Here is a 19,628-nt window from a genome sequence, read left to right as displayed (position 1 = left end):
TGATCGTCTCGCTCATAAAGCGGTACGGTGCGGTCATGGACGTACTGAGCGACGCGATCGCCGCCATCCGCACCGGACGCCCCCATTCCTCGCGCACGGTCAAGCACGCGCCCTGGGGCGTGCGGTTCCCCGCCTCGGACGGCGCCGGCTTCCACGTGGTCCTCCAGGGCACGGCCTGGCTGCTGCCGCCCGACGGGGCGGAGCCCGTACGGCTCGGCGCCGGTGACGTCGTCTTCCTGGCGCACGGGTACGGTCACGGCCTGGCCGACCGGCCCGACACGCCCCTGGAGGACGCCCGGCTGGAACCGGACGGGTCCTGGCCCACGCTCCGCCACCGCGGACCCGTCCACGGCGACGACACCCTCATGCTCTGCGGCGCCTACCAGTTGGACAAGGCGCGCGCCCACCCGCTGCTGACCGACCTGCCGCCCTTCGTCCACATCCCGGCCCGCGTCGGCTCCCACGACCGGCTGCGCTCCGCCATCGACCTGCTCGGCGCCGAACTGGAAGACCCCCAGCCCGGCTCCGACGCGATCGTGCCCGCTCTCCTCGACACCCTGCTGCTGTACCTGCTGCGGACCTGGTGGCTGACCGAGCGCCCGGACGGGCCGACCGGATGGGCGGGCGCCTTGAAGGACCCGGCCGTCACGGCCGCCTTGCAGGCCGTCCACGGCGACCCGGCGCGGCCTTGGACGGTGGAGGAGCTCGGTGCCCGGGCCGGGCTGTCCCGCGCCGCGTTCGCCCGCCGCTTCACCGCGCTGGTCGGCCAGCCGCCGCTCGCCTATCTGACGTGGTGGCGCATGACGACGGCGGGCCGGCTGCTGCGCACGGCCGACGCACCCCTGCGCACCGTCGCCGAACAGTGCGGATACGCCTCCGAGTTCGCCTTCGCCAAGGCGTTCAAGCGGGAGTACGGGGTGGCGCCCGGCCAGTACCGCAGGCAGAGCGCCTGAACCCCGGCCCGGTCAGACCGCCTGGCAGTTCCCCCCGGCCGGCCGTCCGGCGAAACGGTCGGCCAGCCAGTTCGCGGCCGGTATCGACTCCGTGACCGCCCCCAGGACGTGCTCCGCCAGCGGCAGCGGCTTCCACTGCACCGCCACGCCCTTCGCGCACCAGTCCGCCCGCAGCCGCTTCCCCACGGCGTAGGGGATCAGCTCGTCGACCAGCCCGTGGTAGAGGTACACGGGCCGGTCGGGCGCCCGGGTGCCGAGGGCCGACGCGCGCAGGACCGCCTGCCAGTCGGCCTCGTGCAGCGGGTTCTTGACCGTCACGTCGGAGATGCGCTTGAAGAGCCCCGCGACCACGCCCACGACCACGCAGTTCTTCTTCAGGAAGTCGACGTAGAAGCGGCCCTTGTCGTTGAGGTACGACGCGAGCCGCAGCTCCGGGTGGGCGGCGTCCTGGCCGGCGGCGGCCATGAGGATCAGACCCGCCCCGATGCCGCCGTCGTCGTAGTCGGCGGTCTTGAGGAGGTCCGCGGGCACCCCGCCGCTCGCCGTGCCGCGCACGTCCAGCTCGGGGGCGTACGACGCGTGCAGCTCGGCGGCCCACGCGCTCGCCTGGCCGCCCTGGGAGTAGCCCATGATGCCGACGGGGCCCCTCCCGCCGAGGCCGGCCTCCGGCAGCCGCTGCGCGGCGCGGGCGGCGTCCAGCACGGCGTGGCCCTCGGCCGGACCGACGGTGTAGGTGTGGTCGCCGGGGGTGCCCAGGCCCTCGTAGTCGGTGACGGCGACGGCCCACCCGCGCAGCGTGAGCTGCTGGATCAGGTTGGCCTCCACGGTCGTGCCGTACGGGAAGCCCGCCGACGGGGCGCAGGCGTCGCCCAGGCCGACGGTCCCGACGGCGTAGGTGACCAGCGGGCGCGGGCCCGTTCTGCCGTCCTGGGGGACGATCACGGTGCCCGACACGACGTTGGGCGTGCCCTTGGCGGTGGTGGAGCGGTACGTGATGTGCCACGCCCTGGTGTTGGTCGGCTGGCCGGGAAGGGGGTGGAAGGAGGTGGGGGCGGAGCTGACGACGTCGCCGGGCGCCCCGGCCGCCTGGGGCGACCCGGGCGCCGAGGCGGCAGCCGTGGTGCCGGGCAGGCCCAGCGCCACGGCCAGGGCGGTCAGCGCGGCGAGGGCGGTGCTGCGCAGGTGCATGCGGCTCTCCCAACTGTCCCGTGGTGCGAAGCAGTTGGGGGGACCGTAGTGACCGGTGGGTAAGTCCGGGCTGACCGGGAAGCTCAGCTTTGCTGACCGTGGAGCCGGTAGGCGCCCGGCGTGGTGCCCGTCCAGCGCCGGAACGCCCGGTGGAAGGCGGTGTCCTCGGAGAAGCCCAGCCGCTCGGCGAGCTCCGCGATCGGCTCCCGCCCCTCCGCCAGGCTGCTGACCGCCGCCTCCCGCCGCACCTGGTCCCGCAGCCGCCGGTAGGACGTGCCCTCCGCCGCCAGCCGCCGCCGCAGCGTCGCCGGGCTCACCGCCAGGCGGGCCGCCAGCTGCGCCACCCCCGGCAGCCGCGCCGGCCGCCCCGCGCGCAGCGCCCGCGCCAAGTCGCGCCGCACCTGCTCGGCCACCGTCGTGCCGTACTCCCGGCGGCTGAGCAGCCCGGCCGGGGCGCTCCGCAGCAGCTCGGCCAGGGCCGCCTCGTCCCGCACCGGCGGCGCCGCCAGCCAGCGCGCGTCGAAACCGGCGGCGGCGCCGAAGCCGCGCCCCGCCCCGAACGTCACCGGACAGCCGAACATCGCCCCGTACTCGCCCGCGTACGGCGGCGCCGGACAGTCGAAGCGCGCCCAGCGCAGCGGGATCCGGTGCCCTATCAGCCAGCTGGCGAGCCGGTGCCAGACGATCAGCACGCACTCGGCGAGGAAGCGGCCCTCGGCGAGGCCCCACAGGTCGCCCCGGACGGCGAAGACGGCCTCACCGGCCGGCCCCGCGCCGGCGAGCCGGTCGAGCGCCAGGTCGGGGCCGTGCGGGAAGAGCCCGTAGAACCGGACGGCCCGCTCCAGCGCCGCGCCCAGGTCGCGGCAGCCGACGCACGCGTGGCACATCATGGCGAACGTCCCCGGCCGGCTGGGCGCCGCGCCCAGCCCCAGGAACTCGTCCCGCGTGGCCCGGTGCAGCGCCCGCACCAGCCGCGCGAACTGCTCGGGCGGCACGCGCGCCAGCTCGTCGCCCAGCAACAGGGGGGAGATCCCGGCGCATTGGAGGAGCGGCACGGTGTCGATGCCGAGCCGCAGCGCACCGCCGAGCGCCGCCTGGACGTGGTGCACGCCGACCGTGGTCCTGCCCATGCCCGCACGGTAGCCCCCTTGAGCGCCGGGGTCAGCGGGGCTGACGGTTCCGGTCGTCCCCGGGCGGCGGGCGCAACTCCTAGCGTCGGGGGCGGACACGGGGGCGGCAGGGGAGCGGGAGGCGGCGGCATGCGGCAACGGCCCGGAACACTGGCGGAGTTCATCGAGTGGGCGGCGGACCGCCACGGCCCGGCGCCCGCGCTGCGCTTCCGCCCCCGGACCGCCGGCGGCCCGCGCTGGGCGGAGACCGGCTACGAGGCCCTGCGCGCGTCCGTCCGGGCCGCCGGCCGCGGCCTGATGGGCCTGGGGGTGCGCCCCGGCGACCGGGTGGCCGTCTTGGCCGAGACCCGCCCGGAGTGGACCGTCGCCCACTTCGGGGCGCTGACGGCGGGTGCGGTCGTCGTGCCGGTCTACCCGACGGCGGGCGAGGAGGAGCTGACCTGGGTGCTGGGCGACTCGGGCGCCTCGGTGGCCGTGTGCGAGGACGGCCGGCAGGCCGCCCGGGTGGCGGCGGTCCGGGCGAAGCTGCCCGCGCTGCGGCACGTGGTGCTGATGGAGGAGGACACCGGGGCGCAGGCGCCCCCCGCGCCGGTACTGGGCGCCCTGCCGGCCGGCGCGCCCCTGGAGGAGCTGCTGGCGCGCGCGGCGGCCCGTACGGCCGACGACCTCTGCGCCATCGTCTACACCTCCGGCACCACCGGCCTGCCCAAGGGCTGCCGCCTCACCCACGGCAACCTCGTCGCCGTCCAGGACGCGACCGAGCACCTGATCGAGGGCGGCCCCGGTGACACCACCTACCTCTACCTGCCCCTCGCCCACCTCCTGGCCCAGCTCATCCAGCTGTCCTCGCTGCGCCGGGGCGGCACGCTCTGCTACTTCGGCGGACGGATCGAGGACGTCGTCGCGGAGCTGGCCGAGGCACGGCCCACCCATCTGCCGTCCGTGCCCCGGCTGTTCGAGAAGGTCCACGCCGGCGTCGTCGCGCTCGCCGAGTCCGAGGGCCCGGCGGGACGGGCCCGGCTGGAGGCGGCCGTGCGGGCCGGGGTCGCGGTGGCGGAGGCGCAGGGCCGGGGCGAGGAGGTGTCCGAGGAGCTGAGGGCGGTGTGGGAGGCGGCGGAGACGACCGTCTTCGAGCCCGTGCGGGCGGTCTTCGGCGGGCGGCTGCGGTGGGCGCTCACGGGTGCCGCGCCCATCGCGCCGCGCACGCTGGACTTCCTGAGGGCCTGTGGCATCCGGGTCTTCGAGGGCTACGGCATGACCGAGTCCGCCGGGGTGATCTCCCTCAACCACCCCGGGGCGGTGCGCCACGGCACGGTGGGGCGGCCGATCGCGGGCTGCGAGGTGCGGATAGCGGAGGACGGCGAGGTGCTGGCCCGGGGGCCGGGGGTCTTTCCCGGCTACCACGCGAGCCCGGCGGCCACTGCCGAGGTGCTGGACGGCGAGGGCTGGCTGCACACCGGCGACCTGGGCTCCCTGGACGCGGACGGATACCTCAGCATCACGGGCCGGAAGAAGGACCTGATCATCACCTCGGGCGGCAAGAACCTCACCCCGTCGGAGGTCGAGTTCGCCCTCCAGCAGTCGCGTTGGATCTCCCGGGCGGTGCTGGTCGGCGACCGGCGCCCCCACCCGGTGGCGCTGCTCGCGCTCGACGCCGAGGAGGTCGCGGCCTGGGCGGCCCGTGCGGGGGTGGACCTCGGCGGCGCTCCCGCCGGCCGCCACGCGGCCGTGCGCCGGCTGTGCCAGGAGGCCGTGGACGCGGCCAACGCGCAGGTGTCCCGGCCGGCCCGCGTCCGGGCGTTCGCGATCCTCGACGAGGACCTGACGGTGGCGGACGGCACGCTGACGCCGACGCTCAAACTGCGGCGGGCGGCGATAGGTGAACGCTATGCGGCGGTAATCGATGCGTTGTACGAACATCGCTAATCAGGTGGACGTCGAAACGGATCAACCTGATCCGCCCGGCGCGTCTCCAGGAGGGGGAGGACGGACCGGGCATCGCGGTACGGGCGGGAACTCGCCAATTCGGCGGAAAGGCGACCCGCGCGGACGCCCGCTGAAAAGGCAGGAGCCCTGTCTCCGCCGAAGCGGGAGCAGGGCTCCTTAAAAGATCCGGGGATCCCGGAAGATCCCCGGATCCGGAAATCACGCCGGGGTGACGTTCTCCGCCTGCGGACCCTTCGGGCCCTGCGTGACGTCGAAGGTGACCTGCTGGTTCTCCTCAAGGGAGCGGAAACCGGCGGCGTTGATCGCGGAGTAGTGGACAAAGACGTCGGGGCCCCCGCCGTCCTGGGCGATGAAGCCGAAGCCCTTTTCAGCGTTGAACCACTTCACGGTTCCGGTAGCCATAAAGCCCTCCTTGGGCCCAAAGGGTTGCCCTGCTCCAGAACCTGCAAGAAGTCTGAAAACTACAAAAGCCTGCGGGTCACATGCTCCGCAGGCTCTGTACTGCAAGGGAAACCAAACTGCAACTTGCGGCGAGCCTAGCACGGCAAGTTCGCTCGGGGAAGGAGTTGAAGATCACGCCGTAGGTGGGTTTTCAGGTCCTTCCGCCCGGAAAAGATGCAGGGTCGGGCACCCTCCGCCGGCACCCCCGCCCCAGCGGCCGCCGAGCGGCGGGGCTAGCCTCCGGATGTGGACAATTCAGCCTCAGACGGAGCGATCGCCGCCCAGGCGCCCGGCCCGCTCCGCAGCCGCCCGCGCGTCGGTCACATCCAGTTCCTCAACTGCCTGCCGCTCTACTGGGGCCTCGCCCGCACCGGCACGCTGCTCGACCTGGACCTGACCAAGGACACCCCCGAGAAGCTGAGCGAACAGCTGATCGCGGGCGAGCTGGACATCGCCCCCGTCACCCTGGTCGAGTTCCTGAAGAACGCGGACCGGCTGGTCGCCCTGCCGGACATCGCCGTGGGCTGCGACGGCCCGGTCATGTCCTGTGTGATCGTCTCCCAGCTGCCGCTGGAGAAGCTGGACGGGGCGCGGGTCGCGCTGGGCTCCACCTCGCGGACCTCGGTCCGGCTGGCGCAGCTGCTGCTGGCCGAGCGGTACGGCGTCCAGCCGGACTACTACACCTGCCCGCCCGACCTGTCCCTGATGATGCGGGAGGCGGACGCCGCGGTGCTGATCGGGGACGCCGCCCTGAGGGCCTCGCTGCACGACGCGCCCCGGCTGGGCCTCCAGGTGCACGACCTGGGGCAGATGTGGAAGGACTGGACGGGCCTGCCGTTCGTCTTCGCCGTCTGGGCCGCCCGGCGCGACTACGCGGCCCGTGAGCCGCGGATAGTCGCCAAGGTGCACGAGGCGTTCCTCGCCTCCCGGGACCTGTCCCTGGAGGAGGTCGGCAAGGTGGCCGAGCAGGCGGCGCGCTGGGAGGTCTTCGACGCCGAGCTGCTGGAGCGCTACTTCACCACGCTGGACTTCCGCTTCGGCTCGGCGCAGCTGGCCGGTGTGACGGAGTTCGCCCGCCGCACCGGGCCCACCACCGGCTTCCCCGCCGACGTGCGCGTGGAGCTGCTGGGGGCCTGAGGGCCGGCCGCCGGGACGGGCGGGGGAACCGCTGGAGCCCCGGCCCCCTTGTCGGGGGCCGGGGCTCCGGAGCGAGCGTGACGCGGCGGGTGGTGGCGGGCGCCCCGGGGAACAGGCCGGGGCCCGGCGGAGGCCGGCGGTCGCGAGGACCGGCCGGCCGGTGACCGGGGGGTCAGGGAGCGACGGGGCCTGCCATGTGCTCACTGATCCACTGCATGCTGCCCGCGTCCATGCCCTCGATGTAGGTCTTGGCGTTGTGCTTGCCGCCCTCGATCTTCTGCAGGCGCGTGTGGACGGGGCCCTTGTTGCCGTAGGTGGCGATGAACTTGTCCACGTGCGGGATGACGCTGCTCTCCTTCGTCCCGTACTGGAACGCGAGGTAGACGTCCGGTCCCTTGCGGGCGATGAGGTCCTTCGCCAGCACCTCGGGGTTGTTCTCGGCCTTCTCCTTCTCGTGGCCCTTCCACAGCGGGGAGTCCGGGACGATGTCCGGGCCGGAGGCGATGACGGCCTTGAACTTGTCCGGGTGCTTCAGCACGGCCTTCAGGCCCGAGAAGGCGCCGGAGGAGGAGCCCATGAAGGCCCAGCCGTCCCGCGACTTGATGGTGCGGAAGTTGGCCTTCATCAGGTCCGGGACGTCCTCGGTGAGCCAGGTGCCCATCTTGGGCTGGCCGGGGATGTCACTGCCGTCCCAGTAGAGGCCGCCGTCGTCCGGCTTCGGGTTGAGGACCGGCATGGCGAGGATGAAGGGCTTGCCCTTGCCCTCGTTGTACCACTTGGTGATCGACGACTCGAGGTGGAGACCGCCGTCGTCCATCCAGTAGTTGTTCGGGAAGCCGGGACCGCCGGGGAGGGCGACCAGGACCGGGAAGCCGTGGTCCTTGAACTTCGGGTCGCTGTACGCCTTGGGGGCCCAGACCCACACCTTGCCCTTGAAGCCGGACTTCTTGCCGTCCAGGGTGGTGACGGCGACCTGGGTGCCGTCGGAGAGGGTGCTGGTGTTCTTGAACTCGGCCTTGGGGCCGGTCGGCATCGAGACCTTGGAGTCCGGCTTCTGGGCGTTCGCGCCGCCGGCCTGGCCGCCGTCCTTGTCCTGGCCGAAGCTGACCGGCTTGCCCTTGTCGGAGAACGGGCCGATCTTGAAGTAGTTGAGCACGCCGGCGGCTATCAGGCCGAGCACGGCTATGGTCGCCACCACGATCAGCCAGCGCTTGCCGCGGCGTGACTGACGGCGGTTCTGGGACTGGTACATGCCCTCGTGCTGGTGGTAGTCACCGGCGGGCGGGTAGGGCGGGGCGGTCTGGGTCTGGTAGCCGCCGTGGGGCTGTTGGTAGTCCCCGGCCTGCTGGCCGTAGCCGCCGTGCGGCGGGTAGCCCCCGTTGGGTGAATGCGTCATCGCGTCGCTCCGGACGATGATGCCCCGAAGGACATGACGGTTTGTTCCGTCCTAGGGGATGGGCAAACCCAGGTGCGGGGTTCCTGGGACGCCTCGTGAATTGAGTCATAGGCTGAAAATCGGGGTCCGCGCGGCCCCCTCGGGGGGAGGCGAAAGTCCCAGTGCAGCCATTGCTGGCAGAAGATCCGCAGGTCATCGGCGTCTACCGGCTGCTGGGCCGGCTGGGCGCCGGCGGCATGGGCCGGGTGTACCTCGGCCGCAGCGCCGGCGGACGCACGGTGGCGGTCAAGGTCGTCCATCCGCATTTCGCCCTCGACGAGCAGTTCCGGGCGCGCTTCCGCCGGGAGGTCCAGGCGGCCCGCCGCGTCGGCGGCGCCTGGACGGCCCCCGTCCTCGACGCCGACCCGGATGCCGCGGTGCCGTGGGTGGCCACGGGCTACGTCGCCGGCCCGTCCCTCACCCAGGCCGTCGCGGAGACGGGCCCGCTGCCCCGGGCGACCGTGCGGGTCCTGGGCGCGGGGCTCGCGGAGGCGCTGCTGGCGGTGCACGGGCTGGGGCTCGTACACCGGGACGTCAAGCCTTCGAACGTGCTGCTGGCGCTGGACGGCCCGCGGCTCATCGACTTCGGCATCGCCCGCGCCTCCGACAGCACGTCCTCCCTCACCTCGACCGGGGTCTCCGTCGGCTCGCCGGGCTACATGGCGCCCGAGCAGATCCTGGGCAAGCCCGTCACCGGCGCCGCCGACGTCTTCTCGCTGGGCGCGGTGCTGACGTTCGCGGCCACGGGCGTGCCGCCCTTCAGCGGCGACAGCTCGGCGGCGCTGCTCTACAAGGTCGTGCACGAGGAGCCGGAGCTGGGCCCCGCCCTGACGGGCGAGCTGCGGACGCTGGTCGCGCACTGCCTGGCGAAGTCCCCCGAGGCGCGGCCGGCCCCCGAGGCCCTCGCCCGCGCCCTCGCCCCCGCGGAGTCCGGCAGCGTGCGCGGCCGCGTCCGGTCCGGCTGGCTGCCGGGGCAGCTGGTGGAGCGGGTGAGCCGGCAGGCGGTGGCACTGCTGGACCTGGAGGGCACGGTGGCGGACGCCGGGCCCGGGGCGCCGAGCGGCCTGATCCCGCTGCCGGGGCAGGCGCCGCCGGTCTCCTCGGGGGCGGCGTCCGTGCCCGGGGGCGCGGGCCGTCCGGCGGTGTCCGGCTCGTCGCGGGCCGGGGACGGGAGGGTCGAGGGGCCCGCGGGCCCGGACCCCACCGGTCCCGACGCCGGCCGGCGTGTCGCCCTGGAGGCCACGGCGACGGCCGGCACCGCCCGGCGCCGCCGCCTGAGCTGCACCCTCGTGGTCAGCGTCGCCGGCGCGCTGGCCGCCGCCACGACCGCGGCGTTCGTCTTCGGCCTGCTGCCGGGCACCGGTGGCGGCGGCGAAGAGACCGCGAAGCCGCCGTCCGGGTCCCAGCCGGGCCCCAGCTCGCCCCCGGCGACGGGGAGCGCCGTGCCGCAGGCGTTCCTCGGCACCTGGACCGGCGAGGTCGTCCAGTCCGACGGGACCCCCAACGGCACCATGACCAGCGTCATCACCGCGGGCGGCAAGGACGATTACGTGGTGCGCACGACCTATGCCGCGCTCTCCCTGAAGTGCCGCAGCAAGGCGAAGCTGTCCTCCGCCGACGCCAAGACCATCACGCTCCAGGAGGTCGCCGACGGGCCGCAGGGCGCCTTCTGCACGGGCGCCACCGCGTACGTGGCCTACGTCCTCAGCGCCAACGGCACCCTGGCCTTCGCCTCCGTCGACTCGGCCGGCGGCAAACCCCACGCGATCCTCACCCGCACCGGCTGACCGCCCTGTCTCCGGCCCGGCCGAGGCCCTCGCGTAGGCTGACCCGGTATTCGCATACCCCCTCCGAAGGGACGCCCGGTGACCGAGAACGCCGACCTTCAGTTGGTCCTCGACCGCGCCGCAGCAGGCGGCCGGATCACCCCGGAGGAGGCGCTCGAGCTCTACCGCTCCGCGCCGCTGCACGCCCTGGGGCAGGCGGCCGACGCCGTGCGCCGCCGGCGCTACGCGGGCACCGAGCACATCGCGACGTACATCATCGAGCGCAACATCAACTACACGAACTCGTGCGTCACCGCGTGCAAGTTCTGCGCCTTCTACGCCCCGCCGAAGAGCGACAAGGTCTGGACCCGGCCGCTGGACGACATCCTGCGCCGCTGCGCGGAGACCGTGGAGCTGGGCGGCACCCAGATCATGTTCCAGGGCGGTCACCACCCGGACTACGGCGTGGAGTACTACGAGGAGCACTTCGCGGCGATCAAGAAGGAGTTCCCGCAGCTCGTCATCCACTCCCTCGGCGCGTCCGAGGTCGAGCACATGGCGCGCATCTCGGGCGTCTCGGCCGAGGAGGCCATCCGCCGCATCCACGCCGCGGGTCTGGACTCCTTCGCGGGCGCCGGCGCCGAGCTGCTGCCCGAGCGGCCGCGCAAGGCCATCGCGCCGCTGAAGGAGTCCGGCGAGCGCTGGCTGGAGATCATGGAGCTCGCCCACACCCTGGGCGTCGAGTCGACCTCCACCATGCTGATGGGCACCGGCGAGACCAACGCCGAGCGCATCGAGCACCTGCGGATGATCCGCGACGTGCAGGACCGCACGGGCGGCTTCCGCGCCTTCATCCCGTACACCTACCAGCCGCAGAACAACGTGCTGAAGGGCCGGACGCAGGCCACCGTCTTCGAGTACCTGCGGATGATCGCCGTCGCCCGGCTGTTCCTCGACAACGTCGCCCACATCCAGGGCTCGTGGCTGACGGTCGGCAAGGAGGCGGGCCAGCTCTCGCTGCACTACGGCGCGGACGACCTGGGCTCGGTGATGCTGGAGGAGAACGTCGTCTCCTCGGCCGGCGCCAAGCACCGCTCCAACCGCATGGAGCTCATCGACCTCATCCGCAAGGCGGGTCGCGTCCCGGCGCAGCGCGCGACGACGTACGAGCACCTCGTCGTCCACGACGACCCGGCGAACGACCCGGTCGACGACCGTGTGGTCTCGCACCTGTCGTCGACGGCGATCGAGGGCGGCACGGCGCACCCCGAGCTGAAGATCGTCCAGGCGAGCTGACGGCCGGCCGACCGTGCTGACGATCCACGCCGCGCCCCTCGTCCTGCCGGTGGGCGCGGCCCCCGTCGTGGACGGCGCGGTGGCCGTCGACGGTGACACCGTCGCGTCCGTCGGCCCGTACGAGCAGGTGGCGGCCGCGCACCCGGCGGCACGCGTACGCCGCTGGCCGGGCGTGCTCACGCCGGGGCTGCGGCAGTGGCACGGGCTGTGGCTGCTGACCCGCGCCTACCACCCGGACCCGCGCGAGTACGACGAGCTCGGTGACCGTCCTCTGACCGGCGAGCGCCTGGCGGCCCTGGACATGACCGAGACCCGCCGGGCGGGCAGCGTCCGGCGGGGGCTCCAGCAGATGCTGCGGCACGGCACGACGGCGCTGGCGGGGTCCTTCCACGAGCCGGTGGTGGCGACGGCGGTCGCGCGCTCGGGCCTGCGGGTGGTCTCCGCGCTGCGCGCGCCGGGAGTCCTGGCCGGCGAGCCGGACCTCGACCCGTTGCGGGAGACGTTCGACCTGGCCGGCGCGGTCGGGACGCCGCTGACCGTGGGCGCCCGCGCCGACCTCGCCGCCTTCGACGCACCGGACGAGGCCGCGCTCCTGGCGGCCGGCGCGGGGACCTGCGTGGCCACGGTGCTGGGCGGGCGGCTGGTGTACCGGGGGCGCTGAGGGCGGCGCGGGAGCCCGTTCATTACTTCGGACGACGCTACCGTCGTATAGGGGACCGCGATCCGCACCCTCGTCCACACTCAACGTCCATGGGAGCTGTGATGGCTATCGGACGACCTGGTCAGCCGGCCACGGCGGACAACTGGATGTTCCCGCCCGGGGATGGTTGGACGTTCGACCAGGTGAAGGAACTGGAGTTGCCCTGGGACTGGGAACTCGTGGACGGAGCGATCGTGGTGCGGGGGCAGACGAAGCTTTGGCATGACATCGTGCGGGACAATCTGCATCGGCAGCTCCAGCTCGCAGCCCCTTCTCCGTACGGAGTCAATGTCGAGCGCTGCGTCATGCTGACCGAGGACAACGTCCGGAAACCCGACGTGGTCGTCTACGACACGACGAACCTCGACATCTTCACTGCTGAATGCACTCCTGCCAGCGAGGTGAAGCTGGCGGTGGAGGTGGTTTCTCCCGGCTCCAGGAGCGACGACCGGTTTCGTAAGCCCGCACTGTTCGCCGAGGCGAATGTGCCGTGCTACTGGCGCATCGAGCTGGAGCAGGATCGGCGGCTCGCGGTGCATGAGTTCTGGCTGCCGGTCGGGGAGCAGTCCTACATCCCCGCGCCCTTGCACCCTGTGCACCGGGAGAAGCTCGTCACCGACTTGCCGTTCTCCCTGGAGATCGACCTGACGGCTCTGCTCAAGCTCTGAACGGGGGGCGGACGCCTCGGTCCGTTCCACGGCGAGCCGTCCCCGTCCGGAAGCCCCCCGGGCCGTGGTGAAGAATGGGGGCGTGACCCGAGCCTCCCTGGACAAGCAGCCGCACGAAGTCGCCGCGATGTTCGACGACGTGGCGGCCAAATACGACCTCACCAACGACGTCATCTCGCTCGGCCAGGCCCGGCTCTGGCGCAAGGCCGTGGCGCAGGCCGTCGACGCCCGCCCCGGGCAGAAGGTCCTCGACCTCGCCGCCGGTACGGGCACGTCCTCCCTCCCGTTCGCCATGGACGGCGCCTACGTCGTCCCCTGCGACTTCTCGATCGGCATGCTGCGCGAGGGCAAGAAGCGCAACCCCTGGCTGCCGCTGACCGCTGGTGACGCGACGAAGCTGCCGTTCGCGGACGACGTCTTCGACGCCGTCACGATCTCCTTCGGGCTGCGCAACGTCCAGGACACCGACACCGCGCTGCGGGAGCTGCTGCGGGTGACCAAGCCCGGCGGGCGCGTGGTGATCTGTGAGTTCAGCCAGCCCACCTGGGCGCCGTTCCGCACGGTCTACACCGAGTACCTGATGCGTGCCCTGCCGCCGATCGCGCGGACCGTGTGCAGCAACCCGGACGCGTACGTCTACCTCGCCGAGTCCATCCGCTCCTGGCCCGACCAGCCCGCGCTCGCCGCGCTGCTGGGCAAGGCGGGCTGGTCGAAGGTCGCGTGGCGCAATCTGACCGGTGGCGTCGTGGCGCTGCACCGGGGGACCAAGCCCTCAAGCTGACGAAAAGCGGGCGGCGACTGCGTCCATAGCGGGTGAAGCCAGGCGGTTGGGAGCTTCCTGGACGTCCCGCCGATTGTCATGGCCAGGTTGTTTTCGGTCGGTACGATCTTGATCGCTTACACCGCGATGACATCGGATCGAACCGCCCGGAGGCGCCCTATGCCGTCCTTCTGTCCCGCCTGTGGCTCCGCGTTCGTGCCGGAGGCGCGTTTCTGCATGAAGTGCGGGAGGGAGCGGCCCGAAGGCGACAGCGAGGGCGGTGCGCCGGCGGGCGAGGCCCCCGCCGCCGGGAAGGCGGCTCCGGCTCCGGCGACCGTCCCCGCGATGCCCGCCACCGCGCCGCCGCCCCCGCCTCCCGCCCGGCCCCCGCTGCCGGGCGCCCCACCGCCCCCGTACGCACCGGCGGCGCAGGCGCCCCCGTCCCCCTTCGCGCTGTTCCTGCGGCGCACCTTCGCGGGTGACTGGGCGGGCGCGGCCAAGGCGGCCCTGTGGCCCGCCGGCCTGCTGCTCGTCCTCACGGTCGCGATCTCGGCGCCGTCCTATGGCGACTACGAGGGCATGCGGTTCTCCAACTGGTCCGACCGCTTCCAGGTCGTCGCCGGTCTGCTCATGCAGGGCCTCGGCGGCACCCTGGAGGTCGAGACCCGCAGCGGCGGGCTCTTCTCGCTGTTCATGCGGGGCAGCGGCTCGATCTCGGTGTGGCCGCTGACGGTCACCGCCCTGTGGGCGGCTGCGGTGGCCCTCGGCGCCAGGCGGCTGCGCGCCTCCTGGCCGGCCGGCGCGGGCGGCGGCGCGGAGGCCGCGCTGCGCGTCGCGCTGCTGAGCGCGGGCGTGGTGCTGGTGCTCGCCCTCATCGGGCAGCCGGACCTCGAACTGGTGACGGTCTCCACCACGCCGTGGCTGGCCGGGCTGGTCTCGTTCGCGCTCGCGGGTGCGGTCGCCGGCGCGGTGCTGTGCCGCGACGAACTGGCCGTGCGCCTGGGCGCCGGCGCGCAGATGGTCGTACGGGCGTGGGGCACGGCCCTGCGCGCCCTGGGGCTGTCGGTCGCGCTGTGCGCGGTGATCGTGTTCGTCGTCCTCGCGGCCAACCAGGACGAGGTGGGCGAGTGGACCTGGGCCGGCTCGATCCCGGTCCTGGTCAACCTGGGCCTGATGGGCCTGGGCCTGTCCTGGGGCGCGGGCGTCGAGGGCGAGAACACCGACCACGGTGCCCACAAGAGCGGCACCCTCGGCCTCTCCGAGCTCGGTGCGGCGGTCGGCGACTGGGCCCAGGTCGGCGCCCTCGCCGTCGGCGCGGTGTGCGCGGTGATCCTGGCCGTCCTGGCGGCGCGGCGCTCGGCGGACCGCTTCGAGCAGGTGCTGTCCGGGGTGTTCTTCCTGGGAACGGTGTGGCTGCTGTCCTTCGTCTCCGGTGCGGCGACGGAGATGGCGCCGGCGCCGACGTCCTTCTCGGCCCGCCCGCGCGGCATGGAGGCGTCGGTCGGTACGAACGCCGGTGAGCTGCTGCTCTTCGGGTTGCTGTGGACGGCGGGCGCGCTGCTGCTGGCGGCGGTGATCGGCCGTGGCGGCGGCACGGCGGGCACGGGCCCGGGTCTCGGCGTGGGCAAGGCGGCCGGGGGCGCGGTGGCGCCCGTACCGCCGATGCCGGCCGTGTCCCCGGCCCCCGCCTCGCCGGCCTCGCCGCCGGCCCCGGCGGCTCCGCCCGCGCCCCCGGCCCCGGCGGAGGCCCCCGCGGCGCCCGCCCCGCAGGCCGCGCCCCCGGCTCCGCCCGCGTCCCCGGCGTACGCCATTCCAGCCCCCGCTCCCGCTCCCGCGCCGGCTCCCGCTCGCTCCTCGACCGGCCGGGTCCTGACCTGGGTCGCGATCGGCGTCGCGGCGTTCCTCGTGGGCGGCGGGGCCGTCGGCGGCGTGATGCTCGTCGGCAAGAGCGGCGACACCAAGAAGGACGGCTCCAAGGACGGCAAGCCCGTGGTCGTGCGCAGCGACGCGCCGCCGGAGGGCGCCGACGGCGACGGCCGGGAAGGCGTCGCGAGCCCGTCCGCCGCGCCGTCGGCGGGGGAGTCCGCGTCCGCGTCCCCCTCGCCCGGCGCCTCGCGCCCCGGCCAGGTCGTCGTCCCCGACCGGGCCAGGGCCACCCCGCCCCAGGGCTTCGAGCGGATCACGTCCCCCGAGGGCTTCACGCTGGCGGTGCCGGAGGGCTGGCACCGGGAGGACAAGGGCAGCCGGCAGGTCGACTTCGCGGGCCCCACGGGCCTGGCCCACCTGCGGGTCGGCATGGCGGCGAGCGAGGGCAAGTCCGCGTACGACCACTTCCAGGAGATGGAGAAGGTAGTCGGACAGCAGGAGGGCTACAAGCGGCTGAAGATGACGCCCAACACCTTCCAGGGCAGGCCCGGCGCGCTGTGGGAGTGGACCCGCACCGAGAAGGGCACGGGCCGCGTCGTCCACGCCGTCGACCAGGCGTACGTGGACGAGCACGGCACGGAGTTCGCCGTCCTCTACGAGGACCGGGACGAATACTGGCCGGTCGTGCACAAGACGTTCGACACGGCGCTGGAGTACTGGTGGAGCGGCCCCGCCGACCTCGACTGATCCCGACCGACCCCGACCGGTAGGGGATGCTGCCGGGTGCCCGCGGGCACCCGGCTCATAGACTCGGCGTCGACCCTCGTCCTTGCCGATCCTTGCGGATCCCTGCCGAACCGGGAGAGCCGACTGTGACCGAGTCCCCCACCGAACACAGCGCCGACGTCATCGTGGTCGGTGCCGGTCCCGCCGGTTCGACCACCGCGTACTACCTGGCCAAGGCCGGCCTGGACGTCCTGCTGCTGGAGAAGACGGCGTTCCCGCGCGAGAAGGTCTGCGGCGACGGTCTCACCCCGCGCGCCACCAAGCAGCTCGTGGCGATGGGCATCGACATCTCCGAAGAGGCGGGCTGGCTGCGCAACAAGGGTCTGCGCATCATCGGCGGCGGCGTCCGTCTCCAGCTCGACTGGCCGGACCTCGCCTCGTTCCCGGACTACGGACTCGTACGCAAGCGCGACGACTTCGACGAGCAGCTGGCGCGCCAGGCGGAGAAGGCCGGCGCCCGGCTGTACGAGCGCTGCAACGTCGGCGCGCCGGTCATCGACGACCGCACGGGCCACATCACCGGCGTCCACGCCAAGCTCGGCGAGGAGAAGACCCCGGTCACCTTCCACGCCCCCCTGGTCGTCGCCGCCGACGGCAACTCCTCGCGCCTGTCCCTGGCGATGGGCCTCCACCGCCGCGAGGACCGCCCGATGGGTGTGGCCGTGCGGACGTACTTCACCTCCCCGCGCCACGACGACGACTACCTGGAGTCCTGGCTGGAGCTGTGGGACCGCCGCGGCCCCGGCCCGGACCGGCTGCTGCCCGGCTACGGCTGGATCTTCGGCATGGGCGACGGCACGAGCAACGTCGGCCTCGGCGTCCTCAACACCTCCGACTCCTTCAAGGAGCTGGACTGGCGCGAGGTGCTCAAGGCGTGGTGCGCCTCGATGCCGGAGGACTGGGGCTACACCCCCGAGAACATGACCGGCCCGATCCGCGGGGCCGCCCTCCCCATGGCCTTCAACCGGCAGCCGCACTACACGCGCGGCCTGCTGCTGGTCGGTGACGCGGGCGGCCTGGTCAACCCGTTCAACGGCGAGGGCATCGCCTACGCCATGGAGTCGGGCCAGCTCGTCGCCGACGTCATCGTCCAGGCCCACGCCCGCGCCTCGTACGCGCAGCGGGAGCTGGCCCTGCAGCGTTACCCGAAGGTCCTCAAGGAGACCTACGGCGGCTACTACACGCTGGGCCGCGCCTTCGTGAAGCTGATCGGCAACCCGAAGGTCATGCAGATCGCCACGCAGCGGGGTCTGTCGCACCCGCTGCTGATGAAGTTCACGCTGAAGATGCTCGCGAACCTGACCGACCCGACGGGCGGCGACGCGATGGACCGCATCATCAACGGGCTGAGCAAGGTGGCGCCGAAGTCGTAGCGGCCGGGGCGGCTCCGGTCGGTACTTCACCCCGTCGGGCAACTTTGGTGCGGTTTCAGCGAGTTGTCGGGCGGAAGCCATGAGGTGAGCGTTCCGTTTCCGGTGGTGCCCGGGACCCCCGTACCGGGGCACCACCGGATCCGGAACGCTCACCCGGTCGTAGCCGGGGCCCGCCCCCCCGGTTGTCCCCGCCCGTTGTGCGTCCTCCGCGTACGGCGGTCGGTCGGGTGCTGTGCGGCCGCCCGTTCCCCCCTCGGGTCCGCGTGCCGCGTTCGTACGGCCGGGGGTCTGCAGCCCCCCGGCGCGGTGTGAGCCCTGGGCTCGGTGAGAGCCCACGACTCGGTGTGCCCCCCCCGGGCTCGGTGTGAGCCCCCGGGCTCGGTATGGGTGTCCGGCCGGATCAGTTCAGCCGGGCGTCGGCGTAGGCGACCATCGCGTCACGCTGGTAGCCGGCCAGGCCCTCGGCGATCTTGTCGAAGTTCGCCTGGAACTGCGGGTCCTCGGTGTAGGTCCGGCCGAGCCCCTTGTACGCCTCCGCATTCGGCGTCCAGAACCGGCACACGCCCTGGTAGTGGGCGTGCACCTCGGCCTGCACCGCGGGGTCGGCGACCGGGGTACCGGCCACCATGAACTCCGCCATGCGGATCATCTGCGCCGTCACCTCCCGCTGCCACTGCTCGGTGTCCTCGGGGGTCATCCCCTCGACGGCCTGCCGGGACTCCTCCCACGCCTCAGGCCACCGCTCGCGCACCTCGGCCTCCGCGCGGGAGGTCTCGGGCTCGAAGCCCTCGAAGAGGTTCTCCGGTCGGTTGATCTTCGTCATGTCGTTCTCGTCCTTCCCCTCCAGTTCGGCGATGGTGCGGTCGACGGTGCGGGCCAGCGTCTCCAGCCGGTCCCGTTCCCCCATCAGTCGCCTGTGGTGTTCGCGGAGCACCGCCACCTGGTCGATCTGGCTGTCCAGGACCGCCTGGATCTCGCGCAGCCCCACCCCCAGCTCCCGCATCAGCAGGATCTGCTGCAGCCGCAGCAGATCGGCCTCTTCGTAGTAGCGGTGCCCGTTGCTCCCGAGCCACGCGGGCGGCAGCAGGCCGATCTCGTCGTAGTGCCGCAGCGTCCGGGACGTCACTCCCGACATCCGGGCCACCTCCGCGATCGACCAGGCCATCGCCCCTGCTCCCCTCGCCGGGCCGGTCTTTCCGGCCACAGGAAAGACCGTAGAAGTTGACGTTACGGCAACCGCAAGTCGCAATCTCCGGCCCGATCCCTCCGCCCCCTCCCGGCGGCCGTCACCCCCGGGGCCGGCGCCCGAAGTGCACGGTCTTCGCCGTCAGCAGGAACAGGTCCGCCCGCCGGTCGACCCCCGCCGGGTCGGCCGGGTCGAGCAGCCTCTCCAGCGTCGCCGCGTCGTCGGCGTCCAGGAACTCGCCGGCCACCGTCTGATGCCGCTCCAGCCACCGCCGCACCGACCGCCGCGGTCCGTCGGCCAGCGGCGCGGGGTGGTCCACGAGGAAGGTCCGGCTCTTCACGTCCGTGAGCCCCGTCTGCCGCAGCATGCCGGGCCAGTCCTCCACCACCGCCACCGTCCCGGGCAGTTCGGCCCGCATCCGGCTGAACCGCTCCTCCGTCGCCGCGTCCAGCCGCGCCTGGAGGCCCGGACGCCCGAAGCCCAGGTCGCGCGGCAGCCAACGGGCCGGCAGACCGCCCTCGACGATCGCCAGCACGCCGCCGGGCGCGAGCAGGGCGGCCAGCCGGTTCAGCGCGTCCTGCTGGTCGCCGACGTGGTGCACGACCTGCCCCGACCACACCAGGTCCGCCGCCCCCAGCCCGTCGAGCCCCTCCGGGAACTCCGCCACGCGCGTCCGCAGCCGAACGCCCAGCCGCCCGGCCCGCTCCTCCGCCCGTGCCAGCAGCTCCGGCGACCCGTCCACCGCCGTCACCTCGGCCCCCGGGAACGCCGCCGCCATCCGGCACGCGGCGACGCCCGGCCCGCTGCCGACGTCCAGGACGCGGCGCGGGCCGAGGTCCCCCAGCTCCTCCAGGGCCTGGCGCACGTAGGGGCTGTGCGTCTCCCCCTCCAGCTCCAGCAGGTCGGCCATCGCGGCCCAGTCGAAGTCGTTCCTCGCATGGCTCATCGCACGCGCTCCCTCAGCTCGTCCTCGATCGGATGCCGGGTGTCGATGCC

16 protein-coding genes are annotated in these 19,628 nt (G+C 73.3%); 10 read left to right on the top strand and 6 right to left on the bottom strand.

Annotated features, from left to right (window positions below; translation table 11 throughout):
- The first annotated feature begins 35 nt into the window (after positions 1-35).
- Positions 36-953 (top strand): AraC family transcriptional regulator, encoded by a 918-nt coding sequence (locus CYQ11_RS13920; protein ID WP_099199337.1) that lies wholly within the window; start codon positions 36-38, stop codon positions 951-953.
- A gap of 12 nt (positions 954-965) precedes the next feature.
- Here CYQ11_RS13920 and CYQ11_RS13915 read toward each other — a convergent pair whose 3' ends face one another.
- Complete coding sequence (locus CYQ11_RS13915) at positions 966-2,141, bottom strand: lipase family protein (protein ID WP_099199338.1); 1,176 nt, start codon at positions 2,139-2,141, stop codon at positions 966-968.
- Positions 2,142-2,224: 83 nt separating this feature from the next.
- Positions 2,225-3,271 (bottom strand): AraC family transcriptional regulator, encoded by a 1,047-nt coding sequence (locus CYQ11_RS13910; protein WP_099199339.1) that lies wholly within the window; start codon positions 3,269-3,271, stop codon positions 2,225-2,227.
- 129 nt (positions 3,272-3,400) lie between these two features.
- Here CYQ11_RS13910 and CYQ11_RS13905 point away from each other — a divergent pair, with 129 nt between their 5' ends.
- The gene (locus CYQ11_RS13905; protein WP_099199340.1) at positions 3,401-5,197 is read left to right on the top strand and encodes an AMP-dependent synthetase/ligase; all 1,797 of its coding nucleotides are present in this window, start codon (positions 3,401-3,403) and stop codon (positions 5,195-5,197) included.
- 219 nt (positions 5,198-5,416) lie between these two features.
- Here CYQ11_RS13905 and CYQ11_RS13900 read toward each other — a convergent pair whose 3' ends face one another.
- The gene (locus CYQ11_RS13900) at positions 5,417-5,620 is read right to left on the bottom strand and encodes a cold-shock protein (protein WP_030067036.1); all 204 of its coding nucleotides are present in this window, start codon (positions 5,618-5,620) and stop codon (positions 5,417-5,419) included.
- Positions 5,621-5,905: 285 nt separating this feature from the next.
- On the opposite strand from CYQ11_RS13900, the gene CYQ11_RS13895 reads away from it, so the two are divergent.
- A complete protein-coding gene (locus CYQ11_RS13895) occupies positions 5,906-6,796 on the top strand; it encodes a menaquinone biosynthetic enzyme MqnA/MqnD family protein (RefSeq protein ID WP_099199341.1) in 891 nt (296 codons plus the stop codon).
- Positions 6,797-6,968: 172 nt separating this feature from the next.
- Here the strand turns inward: CYQ11_RS13895 and CYQ11_RS13890 are convergent, their stop codons facing one another.
- Positions 6,969-8,192 (bottom strand): alpha/beta hydrolase, encoded by a 1,224-nt coding sequence (locus tag CYQ11_RS13890; protein WP_338105534.1) that lies wholly within the window; start codon positions 8,190-8,192, stop codon positions 6,969-6,971.
- Between the two features lie 161 nt (positions 8,193-8,353).
- Here CYQ11_RS13890 and CYQ11_RS13885 point away from each other — a divergent pair, with 161 nt between their 5' ends.
- From CYQ11_RS13885 to CYQ11_RS13855, 7 genes are all read left to right on the top strand, one after another.
- Positions 8,354-10,018 carry a serine/threonine-protein kinase gene (locus CYQ11_RS13885; RefSeq protein ID WP_099199342.1) on the top strand — a complete coding sequence of 555 codons (1,665 nt, stop codon included), beginning with the start codon at positions 8,354-8,356 and terminating at the stop codon, positions 10,016-10,018.
- 78 nt (positions 10,019-10,096) lie between these two features.
- Positions 10,097-11,293: a cyclic dehypoxanthinyl futalosine synthase gene (mqnC, locus tag CYQ11_RS13880; RefSeq protein WP_099199343.1), complete on the top strand. Its 1,197-nt coding sequence runs from the start codon at positions 10,097-10,099 to the stop codon at positions 11,291-11,293.
- Between the two features lie 13 nt (positions 11,294-11,306).
- On the top strand, positions 11,307-11,954 hold the full coding sequence (locus CYQ11_RS13875) for an amidohydrolase family protein (RefSeq protein ID WP_099199344.1): 648 nt from the start codon (positions 11,307-11,309) through the stop codon (positions 11,952-11,954).
- Positions 11,955-12,043: 89 nt separating this feature from the next.
- Positions 12,044-12,661: a Uma2 family endonuclease gene (locus CYQ11_RS13870; RefSeq protein ID WP_240003411.1), complete on the top strand. Its 618-nt coding sequence runs from the start codon at positions 12,044-12,046 to the stop codon at positions 12,659-12,661.
- An 82-nt stretch (positions 12,662-12,743) separates the two neighbouring features.
- Positions 12,744-13,442, top strand: coding sequence for a demethylmenaquinone methyltransferase (locus CYQ11_RS13865; RefSeq protein ID WP_099199345.1), 699 nt, complete (start codon positions 12,744-12,746; stop codon positions 13,440-13,442).
- Between the two features lie 216 nt (positions 13,443-13,658).
- On the top strand, positions 13,659-16,034 hold the full coding sequence (locus tag CYQ11_RS29515) for a serine/threonine kinase C-terminal domain-containing protein (protein ID WP_181143656.1): 2,376 nt from the start codon (positions 13,659-13,661) through the stop codon (positions 16,032-16,034).
- A 125-nt stretch (positions 16,035-16,159) separates the two neighbouring features.
- Positions 16,160-17,446: a geranylgeranyl reductase family protein gene (locus CYQ11_RS13855; RefSeq protein WP_099199346.1), complete on the top strand. Its 1,287-nt coding sequence runs from the start codon at positions 16,160-16,162 to the stop codon at positions 17,444-17,446.
- 400 nt (positions 17,447-17,846) lie between these two features.
- On the opposite strand, the gene CYQ11_RS13850 is transcribed toward CYQ11_RS13855, so the two are convergent.
- Together CYQ11_RS13850 and CYQ11_RS13845 are read right to left on the bottom strand one after the other, a co-directional pair.
- On the bottom strand, positions 17,847-18,611 hold the full coding sequence (locus CYQ11_RS13850) for a MerR family transcriptional regulator (protein ID WP_104650990.1): 765 nt from the start codon (positions 18,609-18,611) through the stop codon (positions 17,847-17,849).
- Positions 18,612-18,732: 121 nt separating this feature from the next.
- A complete protein-coding gene (locus tag CYQ11_RS13845; protein ID WP_099199347.1) occupies positions 18,733-19,578 on the bottom strand; it encodes a class I SAM-dependent methyltransferase in 846 nt (281 codons plus the stop codon).
- Positions 19,579-19,628: the final 50 nt, after the last annotated feature.

This window comes from Streptomyces cinnamoneus (assembly GCF_002939475.1).
Taxonomy (GTDB): domain Bacteria; phylum Actinomycetota; class Actinomycetes; order Streptomycetales; family Streptomycetaceae; genus Streptomyces; species Streptomyces cinnamoneus_A.
This window is presented reverse-complemented; position numbering and strand designations above follow the sequence as displayed.

What these genes read in the sequence shown, in the direction of transcription:
- CYQ11_RS13870 (WP_240003411.1), top strand. Translation starts at nt 12,044, where the DNA reads ATGGGAGCTGTGATGGCTATCGGACGACCTGGTCAGCCGGCCACGGCG.
- CYQ11_RS13910 (WP_099199339.1), bottom strand. Translation starts at nt 3,271, where the DNA reads ATGGGCAGGACCACGGTCGGCGTGCACCACGTCCAGGCGGCGCTCGGC.
- CYQ11_RS13845 (WP_099199347.1), bottom strand. Translation starts at nt 19,578, where the DNA reads ATGAGCCATGCGAGGAACGACTTCGACTGGGCCGCGATGGCCGACCTG.
- CYQ11_RS29515 (WP_181143656.1), top strand. Translation starts at nt 13,659, where the DNA reads ATGAAGTGCGGGAGGGAGCGGCCCGAAGGCGACAGCGAGGGCGGTGCG.
- CYQ11_RS13920 (WP_099199337.1), top strand. Translation starts at nt 36, where the DNA reads ATGGACGTACTGAGCGACGCGATCGCCGCCATCCGCACCGGACGCCCC.
- CYQ11_RS13905 (WP_099199340.1), top strand. Translation starts at nt 3,401, where the DNA reads ATGCGGCAACGGCCCGGAACACTGGCGGAGTTCATCGAGTGGGCGGCG.
- CYQ11_RS13890 (WP_338105534.1), bottom strand. Translation starts at nt 8,192, where the DNA reads ATGACGCATTCACCCAACGGGGGCTACCCGCCGCACGGCGGCTACGGC.
- CYQ11_RS13915 (WP_099199338.1), bottom strand. Translation starts at nt 2,141, where the DNA reads ATGCACCTGCGCAGCACCGCCCTCGCCGCGCTGACCGCCCTGGCCGTG.
- CYQ11_RS13900 (WP_030067036.1), bottom strand. Translation starts at nt 5,620, where the DNA reads ATGGCTACCGGAACCGTGAAGTGGTTCAACGCTGAAAAGGGCTTCGGC.
- CYQ11_RS13850 (WP_104650990.1), bottom strand. Translation starts at nt 18,611, where the DNA reads ATGGCCTGGTCGATCGCGGAGGTGGCCCGGATGTCGGGAGTGACGTCC.